Below are 18,850 nucleotides of genomic sequence, written 5' to 3' on the forward strand. Positions count from 1 at the left end.
CCGGCCGCCGCCATAACCCACGCGAGGAGCCCAGAAGTGGCGAAACAATGCTTCGGCAACGCCGCCGTCCCCCTCTCCCCCGCCGTCCGCGCCGGTGACTTCATCTACGTCTCCGGCCAGGTGCCGGTGGCCGACGGCGCCGTCGTCGCCGGCGGCATCGCCGAGCAGACGCGTCAGGTGCTGAAAAACATCCAGGCCGTCCTGACGATGGCCGGCGCCGCGATGAGCGACGTCGTCAAGACCACCGTGATCCTGACCGACGCCAAAGAGTTCGCCGAGTTCAACAAGACCTACGCCGAGTTCTTCCCGTCCGAGCCCCCCGCCCGGACCACGTCCGAGCAGAAGCTGATGATCGACATCAAGGTCGAGATCGACGCGATCGCCTACAAGCCGCTCTGAGCGGCGCGCCGTCCCGTCGCCGCGCGTCCGGCGCGGCGACACCCCCGCAGCCAGGGCCTCGCACCGAGGCGCAATAGGACACGCTCCATGGGTCCCGACCTCATCTTGAAGGGCGGGCGGGTGATCGACCCGTCGCAAGGCATCGACACAGTCACCGATGTCGCCTTCTCGAACGGCGCCGTCAGCCGGATCGCCGACGATATCGCCCCCGGCAACGCCGAGGTGCGGGACGTCTCCGGCAAGATCGTCACCCCCGGCATCATCGACCTGCACACCCACGTCTACTGGGGCGGAACCTCGCTCGGCGTCGACCCGGAGATGTTCGCGCGCGACAGCGCCGTGACGACGATGATCGACACCGGGTCCGCCGGTCCCGGCAACTTCGCCGGCTTCCGCAAGCACGTCATCGAGCCGGCCGAACCGCGCATCCTCGCCTACCTGCACGTCTCGTTCGCGGGCATCTACGGCTTCCACACCAGCCTGATGGTGGGCGAGAGCCACGACTGGCGGCTGATGGCCCCGCGCCTCGCCGCCGAGGTCATCGAGGCCAACCGCGACGTCATCGTCGGCGTGAAGGTGCGCATCGGCCGCCACGCGTCGGGCCCGTCGGGGATCGACCCGCTGATCGTCGCGCTCGACGTGGCACGGGAGATGGACCTCCCGGTGATGTGCCATATCGACGAGCCGCCGCCCTCCTACGAGGCCGTCGTCGCGATGCTGCGCGAGGGCGACGTGCTGACCCACTGCTATCGCCCCTTCCCCAACTCGCCCGTCGACCCCGACGGTACGATCCGCCCCGAGGTCCTCAAGGCGCGCGACCGCGGCGTCTATTTCGACATCGGTCATGGCATGGGCTCGTTCTCGTGGAAGACGGCCAAGGCGATGATGGCCGCCGGCTTCCCGCCCGACACCATCTCTTCCGACGTGCACGCCTTCTGCATCAACGGTCCGGCCTACGACCAGCTGATGACGATGACGAAGTTCCTGCACCTCGGCATGCCGCTGACCGAGGTGATCGAGCGCTCCACCGCGGTGCCGGCGAAGGCGCTGCAGCGGCCGGAGCTGGGCACCTTCGGCCCCGGCAACGTCGGCGACGCGTCGATCGTCTCGGTCGTCGAGGGCGAGTTCGAGCTGGCCGACGTGCGCGGCCTCGTCGAGACCGGGACGCAGAAGCTGAAGGCCGAGGGCGTGGTGCTCGCCGGCCGCTGGTGGCACGGCGAGTAGCGCCATGTACTGGGAGCGGATGACCCGCGACGAGTTGAACGCGGCCGACAAGGGCGTCCCGCTCGTCGTCTCCATCGCCGCGGTCGAGCAGCACGGCCCGCACCTCGCGACCGGGACGGACGCCTTCATCGGCAACCACTTCCTCGCCGCGCTGGAGGCGGCACGGCCCGCGGGCGTCATCGTCCTGCCACAGGTCGCGGTCGGCTGCTCGGAGCATCACATGGACCTCGGCGGCACGCTGACGGTCTCCCACGCGACGTTCACCGCCTACGTGATGGACGTCGTCGGCTCCGCGCTGCGGCACGGCTTCCGCAATGTGCTGATCCTCAACAGCCACGGCGGCAACCAGGCCGTCGGCGGCACGATCGCGCAGATGCTGGCGCAGGATCACCCCGATTGCCGGATCGTCTTCACCACGTGGTGGCAGCTCGCCGGCGCGCGGCTGCGCGAGCTAGTGGAGGGGGGGCGCGGCGCGGTCGGCCATGCCTGCGAGTTCGAGACGTCGCTGCTGATGGCGGCCGAGCCGGACGCGGTGCGCGACGCGCTGATCCCGGCGCGCGGCGACGCCCCCACCTTCCCGTGGGCCGAGGGCGACATGCTCAATGGTGCGGCGGCTCTCTGGGTGCGGCCGATGTCGGCGCTGACCGGCGGCACCGGCGTGCGCGGCGCTCCGGCGCTGGCGAACGCGCCCAAGGGCACCGCCATCACCACCGCCGTCGTCACGCGCCTCGTCGAAATCGTCGATGATCTTCAAAAGGATGTGCCGGAATCTGAATAAACATGCGGCGTCGGCGCTCACACTTTCACCATCGCGCCGGCAAATATTCGGCATTCCGCGGCCTTGATTGAGGAACAGCAATCATATTAATCTGAACTGATCTATCAAACATCTAGCGCCATGGACCGCCGATCGAGGCCAAACCTAGGCGCGGCAGAGGAGAGACAGATGACGTTTTGGGCTGATACCAAAGGACGGCTGGGCGGCGCCGTCGCCGTCGCGGCGCTGACCGCCGGCCTCGCGATGCCGGGCGCGGCCTCCGCGCAAGAGTTCACCATGGCGATCGCCCACCTCGCCCCCGAGGACATGGACAACGAGATCCAGCCGGCGCTCGTCCACTTCAAGTCTCTCGTCGAGTCGAAGACCAAGGGCGAGGTCGAGGTCGAGATCTTCGGCGCCGGCCAGCTGGGCTCCGAGGTCGAGACCGGCAAGCAGGCGCAGGACGGCGCGCTGTTGCAGTCGACGATCATCTCGTCCGGCGCGATGAGCTCCTTCTTTCCGAAGTACCAGGTCATCACCGCGCCCTTCCTCTTCCCCAATTACGAAGTCGCACACGCCTTCTTCGACGGGGCGTGGTTCGCCAACTTCATGAAGGGCTCCATCGAGGAGTCGGGCCTGCGTTATCTCGGCACGTTCGACGACGGGGGCGGCTTCGTCGCCTTCACCAACAACGGCAAGCTGATCAAGACGGTCGACGATCTCGCCGGCATGAAGATCCGCGTCGAGGAGAACCCGGCCCACGTCGCCACCATGAAGGCGCTCGGCGCCTCGGCGACCCCGCTCCCCTGGGGCGAGGTGGTGACCGCGCTCTCGACCGGCCTCGCGGACGGCCAGTTCAACGCGCCGGGTGTGTCCAAGAACTTCTCGCTCTGGGAAGTGAACGATTACACGACCCTCTCGGGCCACGTGTACAACTCGCAGTCCTGGCTGGTCTCCGAGGAGTGGTTCCAGTCGCTCCCCGAGGAGTACAAGGAAGCCGTCATCACCTCCGCGCGTGAGGCGATCGAGCTGGCGCACGGCATTTCGGCGCTCGCCGCGATCAAGGGCTGGCAGGCCTCCTGCGAGAACTTCGACGAGTGCTACGTCCTGCCCGACGAGGAGCGCACGAAGATGGCCGACATCGCGCGTCCGGCCTGGCAGGAGTGGATCGTCGGCGACTTCGGTCTCGACGCCGCGCTGGTGGACGAGCTGTTCGCCACCGTCGAGGAGATCAAGGCCGACGTGACCGAGACCGACATGGAACGCTACGGCAACTGACGCCGACGAGGGCGCGGGCGGCACTCCCGCCCGCGCGACAGCCGCGCCCGGCGCGGCACACGCGGACCGGCCTCGCCCCGACGCGCGAACGGGCGGCGCCGAACTCGCCCCGCGTCCGTGCGCTGCGCAGGCGGCGCGGCGGCCGGCCCCGGAACGGCACACCCTTCAGAAAGGCCCCTATGACGTTCTCGCGCAGCCGGCTCTCGGCCGGTTTGAACCGGGCGGTCAGCACCGTCTGCGTCCTCTTCATATTGGCGATGCTGGCGATATCCTTCTCCGGCTTCTTCTACATGATCGTCACCGGGGACGCGCTGTCCTGGACCTACTCGCTGGCGCGGCTCTTCATTCCGTGGCTCGGAATGCTCTCGCTCACGGTCGCCTTCTGGCATGGCGAGCACATCGCGATGACGGCGATCATCGCCATCCTTCCCCAGCCCGTCGTCACGGCGCTGCACATCCTCAACACCGCCCTCGTCGCGCTCTTCGCGGGCCTGCTGATCTGGTACGGTTGGAAGTTCTTCTCCAAGTCGACCGACATCTACATGGTCTCCGACACCATCCAGATCCACGCCCAGTGGGTCACCGCGTGCGTGCCGGTGACGGGCGCCGTCCTCCTCGCCCACGTCCTGTGCGGGGCCAACCTCCTCGATGAAGAAAGCCCGATGGACGAAGCGCGCGAACTCGCCGCCGGCGAGAAGGACAACCGCCCATGACCTCCGCGATCATCGTCTTCGTCGTCCTCCTCTTCATCGGCACGCCCATCGCGCTTCTGATGACCTTCTCGGGCCTCGCCGGGAGCTGGGAGCTGGGCGGGCTGCGGTTCATCCAGATCATCGCCGAGCGGATGTTCTCGGGCGTCTCGGGCTACCTCCTGATGGCGGTGCCCTACTTCATCTTCACCTCGGAGCTGATGAACCAGGCGGGGCTCACCGAGCGTCTGGTGGCGTTCAACAACGCACTGCTGGGGCGGGTGCGCGGCGCACTCAGCCACGTCAACATCGTCGTCAGCCTGTTCTTCTCCGGCCTCACGGGCGCGGCGATCACCGACACCGTCGCCGTCGGCAAGATCCTCATCCCCGCCATGAAGAAAGAGGGGTACACCCCCGCCTACGCCGCGGCGGTGACGGCCTGCTCGTCGATCATCGGCCCGATCATCCCGCCGTCGGTGGTGATGGTCGTCTACGCCGCGATCCTGCACAACGTGACCGTGCTCGACCTCTTCGCCGCCGGCATCCTGCCGGGCGTCTTGATGACGGTGGCGCTGCTGATCGCCTCGTTCGTCATGGCCTGGATCTACAAATTCCCCCGCCACGGCGACACGAACCTGAAGGACGCCGCGCGCGCCTTCATTCCGACCATCCCGGCGCTCCTGGTGCCCGTCATCATCCTGGGCGGGATCCTGGGCGGGCTCACCACGATCACCGAGGCCTCGGCGTTCGCGGCGATGTACACGCTGGTGCTGGGTTTCCTCGTCTACCGCACGCTGACGCTCGCCAAGGTGTGGGCCTGCCTCGTCGCCACGGTGCGCTTCTCGGGCGTGGTCTTCTTCCTGCTGGCGTCGTCGACTGTGCTGGGCTGGTTCGTCACCCGCTCCGGCCTCGCCCGCGACGCGGCCGGCATGATCACCGCGATCTCCGACAACTGGATCGTGCAGATCGGCCTCGTCAACGTGCTGCTCATCCTGCTCGGCACGGTACTCGACGTTCTGCCGGCGCTGGTCGTCGTGGCGCCCGTCCTGGTGCCGGCGATGGTGCAGCTCGGGTTCGACCCGCTGCACTTCGCCATCGTCATGATCATCACGCTCAATGTCGCCAACATCACCCCGCCGGTGGGGATGACCTTGATGACCGCCTCGCAGATCGCGGGCGTCCCCTACCACCGCGCGATCGTGACCGCCCTGCCGTTCTACCTCAGCCACCTCGCGGTGATCGTCGTGGTATCGTTGTGGCCCGCGTTCGTGCTCTTCATTCCGAGCCTGTTCGATTAACCCGGCTTCCCGGCCGGGTCCCTCTGGAGACCGTCCCATGGCGCTCGACGCCCCCACCAACTCGACCATCATCGCCGATTTCCGCGACCGCACGCGCCGCTCCGCCGCACAGGCGGAGAAGGCGCGCACGGTGTTCCCGTCCGGCATCACCCACGACGCGCGGCACATGCTGCCCTACCCGGTGACCGTCGATCAGGGAAAGGCGAGCCGCAAATGGGACATCGACGGCAACGAGTACGTGGACTATTTCGGCGGCCACGGCGCGCTGATCCTCGGCCACTGCCACCCGCGGGTGACGGCGGCCATCAAGGAGGCGGTCGACGACGGAACGCAGTTCGCCGCCTCCACCACGCGTGAGTGCACCTGGGGCCAGGCGGTGATCGACATGGTCCCCTCCGTCGAGCGGGTCCGCTTCACCGCGTCCGGGACGGAGGCGACGCTGCTCGCGCTGCGCCTGGCGCGCGCCTACACCGGCCGCACCAAGCTCCTGCGCTTCGCATCCTACTTCCACGGCTGGCACGACCACATGACCAGCGGTTACGCCAATCACTTCGACGGCTCGCCGACCGCCGGGGTCCTGCCGTCGATCGCCGCCGACGTGATCCTGATCGCGCCGAACGACGTGGAGGGCGCGCGTGCGGCTCTGGCGAGCGGCGACGTCGCGGCCGTCATCATCGAGCCGACGGGCGCCTCGTTCGGGCGCGTGCCGGTGGCCGACGGCGTGCTGGAGGCGCTGCGCGAGGCGACGACGGCGACCGGCACCCTCCTCGTCTTCGACGAGGTGATCTCCGGCTTCCGCGTCGCCCCCGGCGGAGCGCAGGAGGCCTCGGGCGTGATCCCGGACCTCACCACCATGGCCAAGATCGTCGCCGGAGGACTTCCGGGTGGCGCGGTCGGCGGACGGGCCGACATCATGGAGCGGATCGACTTCGAGGCGGCCGCCGAGAAGGGGTTCGAGAAGATCGCCCATCCCGGCACCTTCAACGCCAACCCGGTCACCGCCGCCGCCGGCATCGCCGCGCTCGACATCATCGCCAAGGGCGGCGTCTGCGAGCATGCCAACGCCTACGCCGCCGAGCTGCGGGAGAGGCTGAACCGCCTGTTCGCGGCCACGGGCGTGCCGTACGCCGCCTACGGGACCTATTCGGGCTTCCACATCTTCCTCAATGTCGAGAAGCGCTCGATCGACCCCACCGCGTTCGACCCCTTCACGGTGCCGTGGAAGGAGCTGAAGGCCGCGCCGTCGACCTTGGTCGACCGGCTGCGCATGGCGATGATGCTGAACGGGGTCGATCTCAGCGGCTGGCCGGGCGGCCTCGTCAGCGCCGCCCACACCGATGCCGACATGGCTTTGACGATGACCGCCTTCGAGGCGGCCCTGCAGCGCCTCAAAGACGAGCCGGACCTGTGAAGATCGCCGACGTCGACACCCCGGCGATCCTCGTCGACACCGCGCGCGCCGAGGCCAACCTCGCCCGCGCGCAGGCCTACGCCGACACGCACGGCCTGACGCTGCGCCCGCACATCAAGACGCACAAGCTGCCGATGTGGGCCGCGCGGCAGGTGGCGCTGGGCGCGGCCGGCATCACCTGCCAGAAGATCGGTGAGGCGGAGGTGATGGCGGACGCCAGCATCACCGACATCTTCATCCCCTACAACATCCTGGGCGCGGCCAAGCTCGAGCGCCTCGCCGCGCTCCACGCGCGCGTCGCCTTGTCCGTCGCGGCCGACAGCGCGGTGACGGTGGCCGGCTACGCGGCGCGCTTCGACGACCCCGCGCGCCCGCTGCCGGTGCTGATCGAGATCGACACCGGCGCCAAGCGCTGCGGCGTCTCGTCCCTGCCGGATCTGGTCGAGCTGGCACGGGCGATCGACGCGGCACCCGGCCTGGTCTTCGAGGGGATCATGACCTACCCGCCGCGCGGGCGGACGGCGGATGTCAACGCCAAGCTGGGCGAGGCGGCCGGTGTGCTGAAGGCGGCCGGGCTGCCGCCGCGACGCATCTCGAACGGTGGCTCGCCCGACCTCTACCACGCCGCCGAGGTGACGAACGCGACCGAGCATCGTCCCGGAACCTACATCTACTCCGACCGAATGCAGGTGGCGTTCGGCCTCGGCCACCTCAGCGACTGTGCGCTGACGGTGCTCGCGACCGTCGTCAGCCATCCTGTCCCCGGCCGCGTGGTGCTCGACGCCGGCTCCAAGGCGCTGGCGGCCGACGCCGCGCCGGTGCCGGGCCACGGCTACCTCGTCGAATATCCGGATGCGATCGTCACCTCGCTCAGCGAGGAGCATGCGGTCGTGGACGTGTCCGACTGCCCCACCGCGCCGGCGATCGGCGAGCGCGTGCGGGTGATCCCGAACCACGTCTGCGTCGTGTCGAACCTCTTCGAGGTTGTGCATCTGGTGGACGGCGACACCGTGAAAGAGGTCGTCCCCGTGGCCGCCCGCGGCCGCCTGGGCTGAAGCCCCCACCCGCCGCGGGGGCGCCCATCATCCGCGGCGGCCGGCCGACGACCCGAACGCCGCCGCGCCCTGGAGAGGCCCGGCGGCGCCGCGTTCCGGCCCGGCCGGGCATCCCACGGCGAACGACCGAGGCCTTCATCAGCGCGCCCATGCCGAGGCACCCCGCAACCCGGCGGCGGCGATGAACCAGGCGCGACCGACCGCACGCCGCGACGACGCCGTGGCCATCGCAACTCCGCCGGCCGATGCAGACAGGGAGAACCCGGTCAGATCGAAGGCGAGGTCAGAATGAAAGCGCGGCGAGAGCGCCGCTGCGGCGAGGAATGCCGAGCGGCCGCATGTCGTGCGGCTGATTTTTGATGGTGTGATTTGTTTGGAGCGGGCGATGGGATTCGAACCCACGACCCCAACCTTGGCAAGGTTGTGCTCTACCCCTGAGCTACACCCGCATCCGAGCAACGGCGCCGCGTCAGCGCGTTGCGTGGCAGCCATATGGACGATTAGCCGGGAGAGCGCAAGCCCTCATTTCCGACCTTTTCCACATGGCCCCGATTCTCCCCGGCGCACACCTAGGGCACCAGCCCGTTCGGCCCGAACCTGCGCTCCGACAGGTCGAGCGCGAACCGCTCCGGCAGGGTCGCGAAGCTCGCCATGCCCGACACCGCCGGCTTCGGCTCGGTGATGAGGTAGGTGGGGATGTCGCGCATGATCGCCGCATGCGGGGCCTTCGCCTCGAACGCGGCGCGAAAGCCGCTGGAGGCGATCCGATCGGCCAGGCGCGGCACGATCCCGCCGCCGATATAGACGCCGCCCTTGGCCAGCGTCACCAACGCCAGATCGCCGGCCATCCGGCCCAGATAGGTGAGGAAGAGGTCGATCGCCTCCGCGGCGATCACGTCGTCGTAGCCGAGCGCGTGCGTCACCTCCGAGCCCTCGGTGCACCAGGGGTCCTTGCCGTCGGCTCGGGCGATGGCCCGGTAGATCCGCGCCAGCCCCCGGCCCGACAGCAGCGTCTCGCCGCTGATGCGCCCGTGCAGCCGGTCGATGTGCGGCCAGATCTGGAAGTCGCGGTCGGTCTCCGGCGCCAGCGAGACGTGCCCGCCCTCGCCGGCCAGCGGCGTATAGCGTTTGTCGCCATAGACCATGACGGCGACGCCCAGCCCCGTCCCCGGCCCGATCACCACCCGCGGCGCGCGCGGCACGGTCTCGCCGGCACCCACTTGCAGCAGCTGCTCCCCGTGGAGGTAGGGGAGCGAGAGCGCCAGCGCCTCGAAGTCGTTGAAGGTGATCACGGTGTCGAGGTTGAGCTGCCGGCACAGCGCAACCGGGTCGATCTCCCAGTCGGCGTTGGTGAGCTTGACATGGGCACCGGTGATGGGGCCGGCGGCCGCGATCAGACAGGAGCGCGGCATGATGGCGGTCGCGTCGAGCACCGTCGCCTCCGCCGCGCTGGCGAAGTCGGGGAAGGCGGAGGTCTGCACCGTGGGGAAGTCGCGCACGGGGCTATGGGCTTCGGGCAGGACGGCCAGGCGCACGTTGGTGCCGCCGATGTCGGCGATGAGGACCGGGAACGACAGGGGGCGAAGATCGCCGGCTCTTCTGCGGGGTGTTTTCATGTCCCCATTTTGCGGCACGCGGGCGCTCCTTCAACGGTGTGGCGACGATTCCAAGTGTGGCACCGTCGAACAAGATGTGCGAAAGGGCGCCCTTCCTTCCCGTTAAGGACCGGGCAATCGGGACCGAAGACACCATATTTTCGGGATCTTATTGCCCCAGGAGACCGGCTATGGGCGACCCCATCAATCGCAAGACCCACATACGCCTCACGTCGCACCCTGGGAACGGGCGCACCTTGCGCTTCCCGCTCCATTGGGGAGCGGAGGATCCCATCGCCCGCGGGCCGATCGTCGGCACCGTCACCGAAGCGGGGGATCGCAATGCCATCGGCACCCACGGCGGCTCCTATTCGCTCTATCGCGCTCTGGCGGTAACGTCCGGCGCGCTCAATCCGATCCGCCGGCCGGACCTTCACAACACCTCCCCGGTGGTGCCGATCGGCCCGCACCCGTCCTGGTTCGACGCCAAGCGCATCGTCTCGTTGGACCCGTTCGGCCATATCGCGGCCGAGGCGTTCGGCCCGCTGATCGCCGAAGGGGTCGATATCCGGCCGACGATCGCGATCACCCGTGCGCACCTCACCATGCATGAGCTGAACGACGCGGTCGCCAAGGGGCGGCTGAAGGTCGACGGCACGATCATGAAGGAGAGCGGCGACGTCGCCGTCACCAAGGCGGCGATCGAGCCGGTGTGGTACCTTCCCGGCATCGCCGAGCGGTTCGGCGTCGAGGAGACGCGCCTGCGCCGCGTCCTCTTCGAGCAGACCGGTGGCATGTATCCCGAACTCGTCACCCGGCCGGACCTCCTCGCCTTCCTGCCGCCGATCGGCTCGATCAGCGTGTACATCTTCGGCGACGCGGCCAAGCTCGCCGACCCGGCGCACCGCCTCACCTGCCGTGTCCACGACGAGTGCAACGGCTCGGACGTGTTCGGCTCGGACATTTGCACCTGCCGGCCCTATCTGATCCACGGGATCGAGGAATGCGTCGCCGAGGCGCAGCAGGGCGGCGTCGGCCTGGTGGTCTACAACCGCAAGGAAGGCCGGGCCTTGGGCGAGGTGACGAAGTTCCTGGTCTACAACGCCAGGAAACGCCAGGAGGGCGGCGACACCGCGGCCGAATACTTCGAGCGGACCGAGTGCGTCGCCGGGGTGCAGGACGCGCGCTTCCAGGAGCTGATGCCGGACGTCCTGCACTGGCTGGGCGTGAAGAAGATCCACCGCTTCATCTCGATGAGCAACATGAAGTACGATTCCATCGTCGGCTCGGGCATCGAGATCGGCGAGCGGGTGTCGATCCCGGACGAGCTGATCCCGGCCGACGCGTCGGTCGAGATCGAGGCCAAGAAGGCGGCCGGCTACTACTCCGAGACCGGCCACCGCGAACTCGGCACGGTGAAGGGCCGCGGCATCGATGAGTGAGCGGCCCGAGATCGACGACACGCCCGAGCCCGACAGCCCGGAGATCGAGGCCGCGCGCCACCTCCTCTCCGCAGAGGCGGTGCGCGAGCGCTCCGCCGCCCTCTTCGCGCACATCGAGGCCGGCAAGTCGGAGCATTTCCGCTTCGACGCGGCCGCCCTGCCGGCGATCGCCGACCGCGTCGCCGCGGTGACGCGTGAGCGCTACCCGGACCTCGCCGTCCCCCTGCACGCCCGTTTCCGCCATTTCGAGAGCCCGGGCCTGGACCGGTTCGCCAGCCTCGCCGCGGCGCGCGAGTGGGCGACGCCGCAGGAGGCCGCCCGCGCCATGGGCGACCTCGCCATCGTCTCGGTGCTGCTGGACGCCGGCGCCGGCCCCACCTGGCGCTACCGCGAGGCGGCGACGGGCGAGGTCGCCGGTCGCTCCGAGGGGCTGGCGCTCGCCTCGTTCGCGATGTTCGCCTCGGGCGCCTTCTCCGCCGTCCCCGCCGACCCGCTGCGGGCGGACGCGGCGGCGCTGGAGATCGTCGGCGAAGAGGAGTTCGCCGACGGCTTCCAGATCAGTGCCGACAATCCGCTGGAGGGCGCCGAGGGCCGCCGCGCGCTGCTGGCGAGCCTTGCCGCCGCGACCCGCGCCGCGCCGGACCTCTTCGCCACCGAGGACGACCCGCGCCCCGGCGGCCTGATCGACGCGCTGGCCGCCGAGGCCGTCGACGGCGAGCTGCCGGCGACGATGATCCTCGCCATGGTGCTGGAGGGCCTGGCGCCGATCTGGCCGAGCCGGCTGGAGCTGGGCGGCATCGCCCTGGGTGACGCGTGGCGCCATCCCGCGCTCGGCGACGGCACCCCCGGATCGGACATCGTCCCCTTCCACAAGCTCTCGTCCTGGCTCTCCTATTCGCTGGTGGAGCCGCTGGTGATCCGCGGGATCGACGTCGTCGACCTCGACGCGCTGCCGGGCCTCGCCGAGTACCGCAACGGCGGGCTCTTCGTGGACGGTCGCGCGCTGAGCCTCGTCGCCCCGCCCGCCGCGCCGCTGCCGGTGGACCACCCGCTGATCGTCGAGTGGCGCGCCGCGACCGTGACGCTGCTCGACCGACTGGCGCCGATGGTGCGCGAGCGGCTCGACGCCCCGCCCGAGGCGCTGCCGCTGGCGGCGATCCTGGAGGGCGGCACCTGGGCGACCGGGCGCCTGCTGGCCGCCGAGGCGCGTCCCGACCGCACCCCGCCGATCGCCATCATCAGCGACGGCACAGTGTTTTAACGCACCCTTCAGCACGCTGACGGCGGGCGCGGATGATTGCTTTGATCCGCCCGCTATGGTCCGATTTGCGGCGCTCGTATGGCCAAGCGTCGCAGCGCCGCAGGAGACCTTTCGCGAATGCCGACCGACACGACCAGCACCCACCCCAACGTCACCGTCATCGACCACCCGCTGGTGCAGCACAAGCTGACGCTGATGCGGCGCAAGACGACGTCGACGGCGAGCTTCCGCCAGCTCCTTCGCGAGATCGCGATGCTCCTGTGCTACGAGGCGACGCGCGACCTGGAGCTGGAGCTGGTCGAGATCGAGACGCCGATCCAGGCGATGCAGGCGCCGGTGCTGGCGGGCAAGAAGCTGGTCTTCGCCTCGATCCTGCGCGCCGGCGAGGGCCTGCTCGACGGCATGCTCGACCTCGTCCCGGCCGCCCGCGTCAGCCACGTCGGCCTCTACCGCGACCCCAACACGCTGTCGGCGGTGGAGTATTATTTCAAGGCGCCGGACGACATGGGCAACCGCCGCGTCATCGTGCTGGACCCGATGCTGGCGACCGCCAACAGCGCCATCGCCGCGATCGACCGCCTGAAGGAAGCCGGCGCCACGGACATGAAGTTCGTCTGCCTGCTGGCTTCGCCGGAGGGGGTCGAAAACCTTTCGGGCCACCATCCGGACGTGCCCATCGTCGCCGCGGCGGTGGACGAGCGCCTCAACGACCACGGCTATATCGTGCCGGGTCTGGGCGACGCGGGCGACCGGATGTTCGGCACCAAGTAGCCGCCCGCACGGCGCCGGGGCGCCGTCAAGCCCGCCGAACGTCGGGGCGGGCGGGGCGCGGCCGATCGCGTCCGCGGCAGTTGTGAAGCACGGGATGTGCAGCCATGCTGACGCCATGGACGCCAAGGACACGACGCACCAGTTCACGCTGCGCCAGCTGCAGATCTTCTGGGCCGTCGCGCAGTCCCGCTCGCTGACGCGGGCCGCCAAGCAGCTCGACGTACGCCAACCGTCGATCTCGCAGCAGCTCAGCCGCATGGAGCATCAGCTCGGCGGCAAGCTCATCCGCTACGTCGGCAACGAGCTGCGCCTCACCCCGGCGGGGGAGTTCCTGCTGGCCGAGGCGGGCGGCATCCTGGAGGCGGTCGACCGCGCCAGCGCCGGCCTCAACGAGTATTTCGAGGGGGTGCGCAGCCAGCTCACCGTCGGCGCCCTCCCCTCGATCGCACGCAACATCGTCGCCCCCGCCTTCGCCCGCATGCGGCGCGACCATCCGGGCTACGTCCTCGACCTCGCCGAGGTGACGCCGCGGGAGGCGCGCGAGCAGCTCAACGGCCGCCTGTTCGACGCGGCGGTGATGTCGGACTACTCGGAGGGGACCGGCCAGGGCTTGCGGCGCGTCGAGATCCTGGGCGACCGCCAGCTCCTCGCGGTGCCGCGCCACATGCCCGACCTCAGCACCATCGCCGACCTGACGCGCGACCTCCCGGCCGAGGCGCTGGACACGATGAACCGCACCGCGCGCTACGCCTTCGGCAGCGAGCACACCGCACGTGTCACGGCCTGGTACGAGCGGCTGTTGCCCGATTCGGGCGCCACGTTGCGCTGCCGCACCTTCGAGAGCGCGCTCGCCTTCGTCGAGGAGGGCCAGGGCGTGGCCATCGTGCCGGAGCTTTCGGTGCGCCAGGGGCCGCGGCTCCTCTTCGACGTGGCGCTCTACGACCTTGGTCTACCGGTGCGGCAGACCGTTCTGCTGACGCCGTTCCAGACCGCCCGCATGCCCAGCATCGTGGCGCTGGAGGCCGCACTGAAGGCCGCGTCGGCGGGGTTGGAGCCCCTGGAAACCCGGCCGATTCCGGCATTCGTGCGCCAATCCGACCTGGGACCGGCGGGTGCTTCAGACGCGAACCTATATGCACCGCCTTCCGGCCCATAAGGAACGATCATAGGCGCGTCCTATGGTCCCTATCGCTTGCCGCGCGCGGGGTGGGACGAGACATTCAACGGCACCTGGTCGAACGGCCAGTGCCACTCAGAGGGAGACGAAACATGAAGAAGACCTGGACCAAGCCCGCCATTCAGCAGAAGCCCGCCGGCATGGAAGTGACGGCGTACGTGAACCCGACGTTCTGAACGTCACGCGCCGCTCCCGCTCGCGCTCCCTGTCGCGTCGGGCGGGAGCGGCGCACCCTTTCCGGCGATCACGACGAGCCGAGCCCCACCCATGATGACCCCCCTCAGCCCGAGCGACACCCTCGTGCGCCCCACCTGGGCGCGACTGAAGCGGTGCGACGTGCGCGGCGTCTGGGTCCTGCTGGTGCCCGAACAGGTGCTCTACCCCTGCCCCACCACCGTCGAGGTGCTGGAGCGGCTCGCCACCCCCACCCGCTTCGGCGACGTGCTGGCGGCCCTGGCGCAGGAGTACGACGCCCCGATCGACGTGATCGAAGAAGACCTCGGCCCGCTCGTGTCGGGCCTGGTGGAGCAAGGCTATGTCCGACGCGTCCACGCTTGAGCGCCCCGACGCCGCGCCCGCGACCGCGACGCCCGTCCTCCTCGGCCTCCTCGCCGAGGTCACCCATCGCTGTCCGCTGCAGTGTCCCTACTGCTCGAACCCGGTGGCGCTGGAGGCGCCGGCGCGCGAGCTGAGCGTCGCCGACTGGGGCCGCGTCTTCCGCGAGGCGGCGGCACTGGGCGCGCTGCAACTCCACCTCTCCGGCGGCGAGCCCCTCGCCCGGCGCGACATCGTCGACATCGTGCGCGAGGCGCGGGCTGCGGACCTCTACATCAACCTCATCACCGCCGCCGTGACGCTGACGCCCGAGCGCGCCGACGCGCTGGTCGAGGCCGGCGTGGACCATGTCCAGGTCTCGCTGCAGGACGCGACCGCGACCGGCTGCGGCGACATCACGAACATGAAGGGCGCCTTCGCCAAAAAGATCGCCGCCTGCAATCTCGTCACCGAACGCGGCCTGCCGCTGACGCTGAACGCCGTCGTCCACCGCCGCAACCTCGACAACGTGGACAAGATGGTCGATCTGGCGGTGGAGCTAGGCGCACACCGGCTCGAGATCGCCAACACGCAATATTATGGTTGGGCGCTCGCCAACCGCGCCGCGCTGATGCCGCGGCCGGAGCAGGTGGAGCATGCGAACGCCGTCGTCGAGGCCGCGCGCGAGCGCCTGCGCGGCGTCCTGGCGATCGACTACGTCCTGCCGGACTACTACGCCCGCTTTCCCAAGCCCTGCATGGGCGGTTGGGGGCAGCAGTTCCTCGCCGTGGCACCGTCGGGCGACGTGCTGCCGTGCCACGCCGCCGCCAGCATCCCGGACATGGTGTTCGACAATGTGCGCAAGATGTCGCTCGCCGAGATCTGGCGCGCCTCGCCCGCGTTCGAGCGGTTCCGCGGCACCGACTGGATGCGCGAGCCCTGCCAGAGCTGCACCCGCCGCGACGAAGACTTCGGCGGCTGCCGCTGTCAGGCGATGATGGTGACCGGCGACGCCGCCAACACCGACCCGGTGTGCGTCCTCTCCCCCCATCGCGCCGCACTCGACGCCGCGCTGCAAGCCGCCCTCGGCGCCGAGGACACCCCGTTCCGCTGGCGCCGTTACGCGCGCGATTAGGCCCTTGCGCGGCGCGCCGCCCGCCCTGCGCGGGGCGGCTCGCGGTTCTTCTCGAAAACCGACCGTAAAATTGGGGCCTTGAGGGTCGTAAGACCTTGGTCGCGATGCCGCGAGGCCCATAGCGGCTCTATACTTCAGCCGCTTTTACTTCGTGCGTCCTGGCGACTGCCTCGCACGCGCACGACTTATTGGCAGGACCGACCAACAAATACCGATTGGGGAGGACGTCCGGTCATGGCAGTATCCATCCATCCATCCGTCGACCAGGGGGTGCCGGCAGGGCAGCCGGGGTTCTCGGGCGGCAAGCTCACCTGCAAGTGCGCGACCGACAAGGTCGAGGTCACGCTCACGTCCAACACCGCCCACAACCACGTCTGCGGCTGCACCAAGTGCTGGAAGCCGGCGGGGGCGAACTTCTCGATGGTCGCGGTCGTGCCGCGCGATCATCTCTCCGTCACCGCGCACCAGGAGAAGCTCAAGCCGGTCGACACCAGCGCCGCCATCGTGCGCCACGCCTGCACCGGGTGCGGCACGCACATGTATGGGCGGATCGAGAACACCGGCCACCCGTTCCACGGCCTCGACTTCGTCCACACCGAGCTGTCCGACACCAGCGGTTGGTCGCCGCCGGAGTTCGCCGCCTTCTGCTCGTCGATCATAGAATCGGGCTTCCCGCCCGACCGGATGGGCGAGGTGCGCGCCCGCCTCACCGAGTTGTCGCTCACCCCCTACGACTGCCTCTCGCCCCCGCTGATGGACGCGATCGCCACCCACGTCGCCAAGCAGAACGGCAAGCTCGCCGCCGCCTGATCCCAGGCGAACGACGCCCGGATCCGACGGCCGACCGATGGCCGACACGACGACGGCCGCCGGCGAGCATCCTCGCCAGGCGGCCGACGTTTGCGCGATCGCCCGCCGCAGCGGGGGCGGCCGGAGCCGCGCGTCGCCCTATCGTGAGGCTGGAGCATCCCGCGTCCTGACGAACGCAGACGAGATGCCCCGATCTCTTCAACGCCCCCGGATCATCCGGCCGCCCGCGATGAGCAGGCAGGCGCCGATGACGGCCGTCACGAGATAGGCGAAGATGCCCTCGCCGAAGCCGGTGTCGAGCGCGGCCAGGATCGCGTTGAGGACCACCGCACCGGCGATGCCGAGCACGATGTTCATCAGCAACCCCATGTCGCTGCGCATGAATTTCTCCGCCAGCCAGCCGGCGATGCCGCCGATGATGACGGCCGACAGGATTCCGACGCCGTTCACGTCCATAAGTTCCCCTCCGAAGCAGCGGACACGACGCGTTGCACACCGTGCCCTTCCCAGCGTAGGTCAACGAGCAAACAGCGAAGAGGTTGCACGCGCGATGGATACGATCGTCATGACGGGAGCGGCCGGCGGTGTCGCGACCATGCTCCGCCCGTTGCTGCGTGCGCACTACGACCTCGTCCTGTCCGACCGCGGCGCCGCACCCGGCGACCTCGCCGCCAACGAGCGTTGGACCACCGCCGACCTCACCCGCCCGGACGAGCTGGCGCCGCTGATGGCCGGTGCCGACGGGCTGATCCACCTCGGCGGCCAATCGGTCGAGGCGGACTGGGACACGGTCAACATGGCCAACATCCAGGGCTACCAGAACATCCTGGAGGCCTCCCGCGCGGCGGGGGTCGGACGGGTGATCTTCGCCTCCTCCAACCATGCCTGCGGGTTCTATCCGCGCACGCGGCGCATCGGCATCGACCAGGCGGTGCGACCGGACGGCTTCTACGGCGTCTCCAAGGCCTTCGGCGAGGCGCTCGGCTCGCTCTATGCCGACAAGTGGGGCCTGCGGGTGATGTCGATCCGCATCGGCAACATCGCCGAGCGGCCGGCGGACCATCGGCGCCTGTCCATCTGGCAGCACCCCGAGGACCTCGCCCAGCTGATCCGCATCGGCCTGGAGCACCCCGAGATCCATCACGCGATCGTCTACGGTGCCTCCCACAACGAGCGCGCCTGGTGGGACAACGGCACCGCGCTCTCGCTCGGCTATCGCCCGAAGCACAGCGCCGAGGACCACGCCGACTACGCGATGGCCGAGCAGGCCAAGGTCGGCCCGGAGCCGATCGGAGACCTCTTCCAGGGCGGCACCTTCTGCGCCGACGGGTTCGACGGCGACCTGGAGCGGACGCTCACCGCACGCCTGCCGCGCACCTGAGCGCCGCATGACGCTCGACAGCGCGACCCTCGCCGTCTTCCTGCCCGCCGCGGCGCTGGTCGCCTCGACGCCCGGCGCCAACAACCTCCTGGCGCTCAGCTACGGTATCAAGGCCGGTTTCCGGCCGACGGTGGTGAGCCTCCTGGGACGCATGTGCGCCTTCGCGATCCTCATCGCGCTGGTGGCGGTCGGCCTCGGCGCGGTGGTCGCCGCCTCGCAAACGGCGTTCACGGTCATCAAATGGTTCGGCGTCCTCTACCTCGTGTGGCTCGGGGTCGGCATGTGGCGCACACCGGTGCACGAGGCCGGCGAGGTACCTGACGGCACCGGCCTGGCGCTCGCCCGCCGCGCCTTCTGGGTGGCGCTCGCAAACCCGAAGTCGATCCTCATCTTCACCGCCTTCATCCCGCAGTTCATGTCGCCGGACGGGAATTGGGCGGTCGACTTCACCGTGCTCAGCGCCATCTACCTCGCGGTCGAGTTCTGCTTTGCCTGCGGTTACACCGGCGCGGGCGCCTCGATGCGCCGGCTGAAGCTCACCGCCTCGCGCATGCGCTGGGCCAACCGCATCACCGGGGGCACCATGATCGGCGCCGCCGGCCTCCTCGCCATCACCCAGAAGTAGCCGCGGAA

20 protein-coding genes and 1 tRNA gene are annotated in these 18,850 nt (G+C 69.5%); 17 read left to right on the forward strand and 4 right to left on the reverse strand.

Annotation, left to right across the window (positions count from 1 at the left end; genetic code table 11):
• Positions 1-36 precede the first annotated feature (36 nt).
• From MRB58_RS02555 to MRB58_RS02590, 8 genes are all read left to right on the forward strand, one after another.
• Positions 37-399: a RidA family protein gene (locus tag MRB58_RS02555; RefSeq protein ID WP_244780109.1), complete on the forward strand. Its 363-nt coding sequence runs from the start codon at positions 37-39 to the stop codon at positions 397-399.
• An 87-nt stretch (positions 400-486) separates the two neighbouring features.
• Positions 487-1,623 (forward strand): amidohydrolase/deacetylase family metallohydrolase, encoded by a 1,137-nt coding sequence (locus MRB58_RS02560; protein ID WP_244780110.1) that lies wholly within the window; start codon positions 487-489, stop codon positions 1,621-1,623.
• A 4-nt stretch (positions 1,624-1,627) separates the two neighbouring features.
• Positions 1,628-2,401 (forward strand): creatininase family protein, encoded by a 774-nt coding sequence (locus tag MRB58_RS02565; protein WP_244780112.1) that lies wholly within the window; start codon positions 1,628-1,630, stop codon positions 2,399-2,401.
• 168 nt (positions 2,402-2,569) lie between these two features.
• Entirely contained in the window at positions 2,570-3,658 is a 1,089-nt protein-coding gene (dctP, locus tag MRB58_RS02570; RefSeq protein WP_244780114.1) for a TRAP transporter substrate-binding protein DctP, read from the forward strand.
• Positions 3,659-3,837: 179 nt separating this feature from the next.
• Positions 3,838-4,371: a TRAP transporter small permease gene (locus tag MRB58_RS02575; RefSeq protein ID WP_244780115.1), complete on the forward strand. Its 534-nt coding sequence runs from the start codon at positions 3,838-3,840 to the stop codon at positions 4,369-4,371.
• Positions 4,368-5,645, forward strand: coding sequence for a TRAP transporter large permease (locus tag MRB58_RS02580; protein WP_244780117.1), 1,278 nt, complete (start codon positions 4,368-4,370; stop codon positions 5,643-5,645). The genes MRB58_RS02575 and MRB58_RS02580 overlap by 4 nt, the downstream gene beginning before the upstream one ends.
• A gap of 37 nt (positions 5,646-5,682) precedes the next feature.
• Complete coding sequence (locus MRB58_RS02585; protein WP_244780119.1) at positions 5,683-7,056, forward strand: aspartate aminotransferase family protein; 1,374 nt, start codon at positions 5,683-5,685, stop codon at positions 7,054-7,056.
• Complete coding sequence (locus MRB58_RS02590; RefSeq protein WP_244780120.1) at positions 7,053-8,111, forward strand: D-TA family PLP-dependent enzyme; 1,059 nt, start codon at positions 7,053-7,055, stop codon at positions 8,109-8,111. Before MRB58_RS02585 ends, MRB58_RS02590 begins: the two co-directional genes overlap by 4 nt.
• Before the next feature lie 138 nt (positions 8,112-8,249).
• On the opposite strand, the gene MRB58_RS02595 is transcribed toward MRB58_RS02590, so the two are convergent.
• From MRB58_RS02595 to glk, 3 genes are all read right to left on the reverse strand, one after another.
• The gene (locus tag MRB58_RS02595; RefSeq protein ID WP_244780122.1) at positions 8,250-8,513 is read right to left on the reverse strand and encodes a hypothetical protein; all 264 of its coding nucleotides are present in this window, start codon (positions 8,511-8,513) and stop codon (positions 8,250-8,252) included.
• Positions 8,486-8,560 (reverse strand) — tRNA-Gly (locus MRB58_RS02600). Before MRB58_RS02600 ends, MRB58_RS02595 begins: the two co-directional genes overlap by 28 nt.
• 120 nt (positions 8,561-8,680) lie before the next feature.
• Positions 8,681-9,727 (reverse strand): glucokinase, encoded by a 1,047-nt coding sequence (glk, locus tag MRB58_RS02605; RefSeq protein ID WP_244780124.1) that lies wholly within the window; start codon positions 9,725-9,727, stop codon positions 8,681-8,683.
• A gap of 170 nt (positions 9,728-9,897) precedes the next feature.
• Between glk and MRB58_RS02610 the strand changes: the two genes are divergently transcribed.
• The 7 genes from MRB58_RS02610 (at position 9,898) to gfa (ending at position 16,836) form a co-directional block, all read left to right on the forward strand.
• Positions 9,898-11,148: a GTP cyclohydrolase II gene (locus tag MRB58_RS02610; RefSeq protein WP_244780126.1), complete on the forward strand. Its 1,251-nt coding sequence runs from the start codon at positions 9,898-9,900 to the stop codon at positions 11,146-11,148.
• Complete coding sequence (locus tag MRB58_RS02615) at positions 11,141-12,409, forward strand: DUF1688 family protein (protein WP_244780128.1); 1,269 nt, start codon at positions 11,141-11,143, stop codon at positions 12,407-12,409. The genes MRB58_RS02610 and MRB58_RS02615 overlap by 8 nt, the downstream gene beginning before the upstream one ends.
• Positions 12,410-12,526: 117 nt before the next feature.
• Positions 12,527-13,180, forward strand: coding sequence for a uracil phosphoribosyltransferase (gene upp / locus MRB58_RS02620; RefSeq protein WP_244780129.1), 654 nt, complete (start codon positions 12,527-12,529; stop codon positions 13,178-13,180).
• A 94-nt stretch (positions 13,181-13,274) separates the two neighbouring features.
• Positions 13,275-14,336: a LysR family transcriptional regulator gene (locus tag MRB58_RS02625; RefSeq protein ID WP_244780133.1), complete on the forward strand. Its 1,062-nt coding sequence runs from the start codon at positions 13,275-13,277 to the stop codon at positions 14,334-14,336.
• A 288-nt stretch (positions 14,337-14,624) separates the two neighbouring features.
• Positions 14,625-14,915 carry a PqqD family protein gene (locus MRB58_RS02630; RefSeq protein WP_244780135.1) on the forward strand — a complete coding sequence of 97 codons (291 nt, stop codon included), beginning with the start codon at positions 14,625-14,627 and terminating at the stop codon, positions 14,913-14,915.
• On the forward strand, positions 14,893-16,026 hold the full coding sequence (gene pqqE / locus MRB58_RS02635; protein ID WP_244780136.1) for a pyrroloquinoline quinone biosynthesis protein PqqE: 1,134 nt from the start codon (positions 14,893-14,895) through the stop codon (positions 16,024-16,026). The genes MRB58_RS02630 and pqqE overlap by 23 nt, the downstream gene beginning before the upstream one ends.
• Positions 16,027-16,260: 234 nt before the next feature.
• On the forward strand, positions 16,261-16,836 hold the full coding sequence (gene gfa / locus MRB58_RS02640) for an S-(hydroxymethyl)glutathione synthase (protein WP_244780138.1): 576 nt from the start codon (positions 16,261-16,263) through the stop codon (positions 16,834-16,836).
• Between the two features lie 198 nt (positions 16,837-17,034).
• Here the strand turns inward: gfa and MRB58_RS02645 are convergent, their stop codons facing one another.
• Positions 17,035-17,292 (reverse strand): GlsB/YeaQ/YmgE family stress response membrane protein, encoded by a 258-nt coding sequence (locus tag MRB58_RS02645; RefSeq protein WP_244780139.1) that lies wholly within the window; start codon positions 17,290-17,292, stop codon positions 17,035-17,037.
• A gap of 94 nt (positions 17,293-17,386) precedes the next feature.
• Between MRB58_RS02645 and MRB58_RS02650 the strand changes: the two genes are divergently transcribed.
• On the forward strand, positions 17,387-18,217 hold the full coding sequence (locus MRB58_RS02650; protein WP_244780140.1) for an NAD(P)-dependent oxidoreductase: 831 nt from the start codon (positions 17,387-17,389) through the stop codon (positions 18,215-18,217).
• 7 nt (positions 18,218-18,224) lie between these two features.
• Positions 18,225-18,842 carry a LysE family translocator gene (locus MRB58_RS02655; RefSeq protein WP_244780141.1) on the forward strand — a complete coding sequence of 206 codons (618 nt, stop codon included), beginning with the start codon at positions 18,225-18,227 and terminating at the stop codon, positions 18,840-18,842.
• Positions 18,843-18,850 lie beyond the last annotated feature (8 nt).

The sequence above is a fragment of the Acuticoccus sp. I52.16.1 genome, assembly GCF_022865125.1.
Taxonomy (GTDB): Bacteria; Pseudomonadota; Alphaproteobacteria; order Rhizobiales; family Amorphaceae; genus Acuticoccus.

What these genes read in the sequence shown, in the direction of transcription:
- MRB58_RS02560 (WP_244780110.1), top strand. Translation starts at nt 487, where the DNA reads ATGGGTCCCGACCTCATCTTGAAGGGCGGGCGGGTGATCGACCCGTCG.
- MRB58_RS02565 (WP_244780112.1), top strand. Translation starts at nt 1,628, where the DNA reads ATGTACTGGGAGCGGATGACCCGCGACGAGTTGAACGCGGCCGACAAG.
- dctP (WP_244780114.1), top strand. Translation starts at nt 2,570, where the DNA reads ATGACGTTTTGGGCTGATACCAAAGGACGGCTGGGCGGCGCCGTCGCC.
- MRB58_RS02575 (WP_244780115.1), top strand. Translation starts at nt 3,838, where the DNA reads ATGACGTTCTCGCGCAGCCGGCTCTCGGCCGGTTTGAACCGGGCGGTC.
- MRB58_RS02580 (WP_244780117.1), top strand. Translation starts at nt 4,368, where the DNA reads ATGACCTCCGCGATCATCGTCTTCGTCGTCCTCCTCTTCATCGGCACG.
- MRB58_RS02585 (WP_244780119.1), top strand. Translation starts at nt 5,683, where the DNA reads ATGGCGCTCGACGCCCCCACCAACTCGACCATCATCGCCGATTTCCGC.
- glk (WP_244780124.1), bottom strand. Translation starts at nt 9,727, where the DNA reads ATGAAAACACCCCGCAGAAGAGCCGGCGATCTTCGCCCCCTGTCGTTC.
- MRB58_RS02610 (WP_244780126.1), top strand. Translation starts at nt 9,898, where the DNA reads ATGGGCGACCCCATCAATCGCAAGACCCACATACGCCTCACGTCGCAC.
- MRB58_RS02615 (WP_244780128.1), top strand. Translation starts at nt 11,141, where the DNA reads ATGAGTGAGCGGCCCGAGATCGACGACACGCCCGAGCCCGACAGCCCG.
- upp (WP_244780129.1), top strand. Translation starts at nt 12,527, where the DNA reads ATGCCGACCGACACGACCAGCACCCACCCCAACGTCACCGTCATCGAC.
- MRB58_RS02625 (WP_244780133.1), top strand. Translation starts at nt 13,275, where the DNA reads ATGTGCAGCCATGCTGACGCCATGGACGCCAAGGACACGACGCACCAG.
- MRB58_RS02630 (WP_244780135.1), top strand. Translation starts at nt 14,625, where the DNA reads ATGATGACCCCCCTCAGCCCGAGCGACACCCTCGTGCGCCCCACCTGG.
- pqqE (WP_244780136.1), top strand. Translation starts at nt 14,893, where the DNA reads ATGTCCGACGCGTCCACGCTTGAGCGCCCCGACGCCGCGCCCGCGACC.
- gfa (WP_244780138.1), top strand. Translation starts at nt 16,261, where the DNA reads ATGGCAGTATCCATCCATCCATCCGTCGACCAGGGGGTGCCGGCAGGG.
- MRB58_RS02645 (WP_244780139.1), bottom strand. Translation starts at nt 17,292, where the DNA reads ATGGACGTGAACGGCGTCGGAATCCTGTCGGCCGTCATCATCGGCGGC.
- MRB58_RS02650 (WP_244780140.1), top strand. Translation starts at nt 17,387, where the DNA reads ATGGATACGATCGTCATGACGGGAGCGGCCGGCGGTGTCGCGACCATG.
- MRB58_RS02655 (WP_244780141.1), top strand. Translation starts at nt 18,225, where the DNA reads ATGACGCTCGACAGCGCGACCCTCGCCGTCTTCCTGCCCGCCGCGGCG.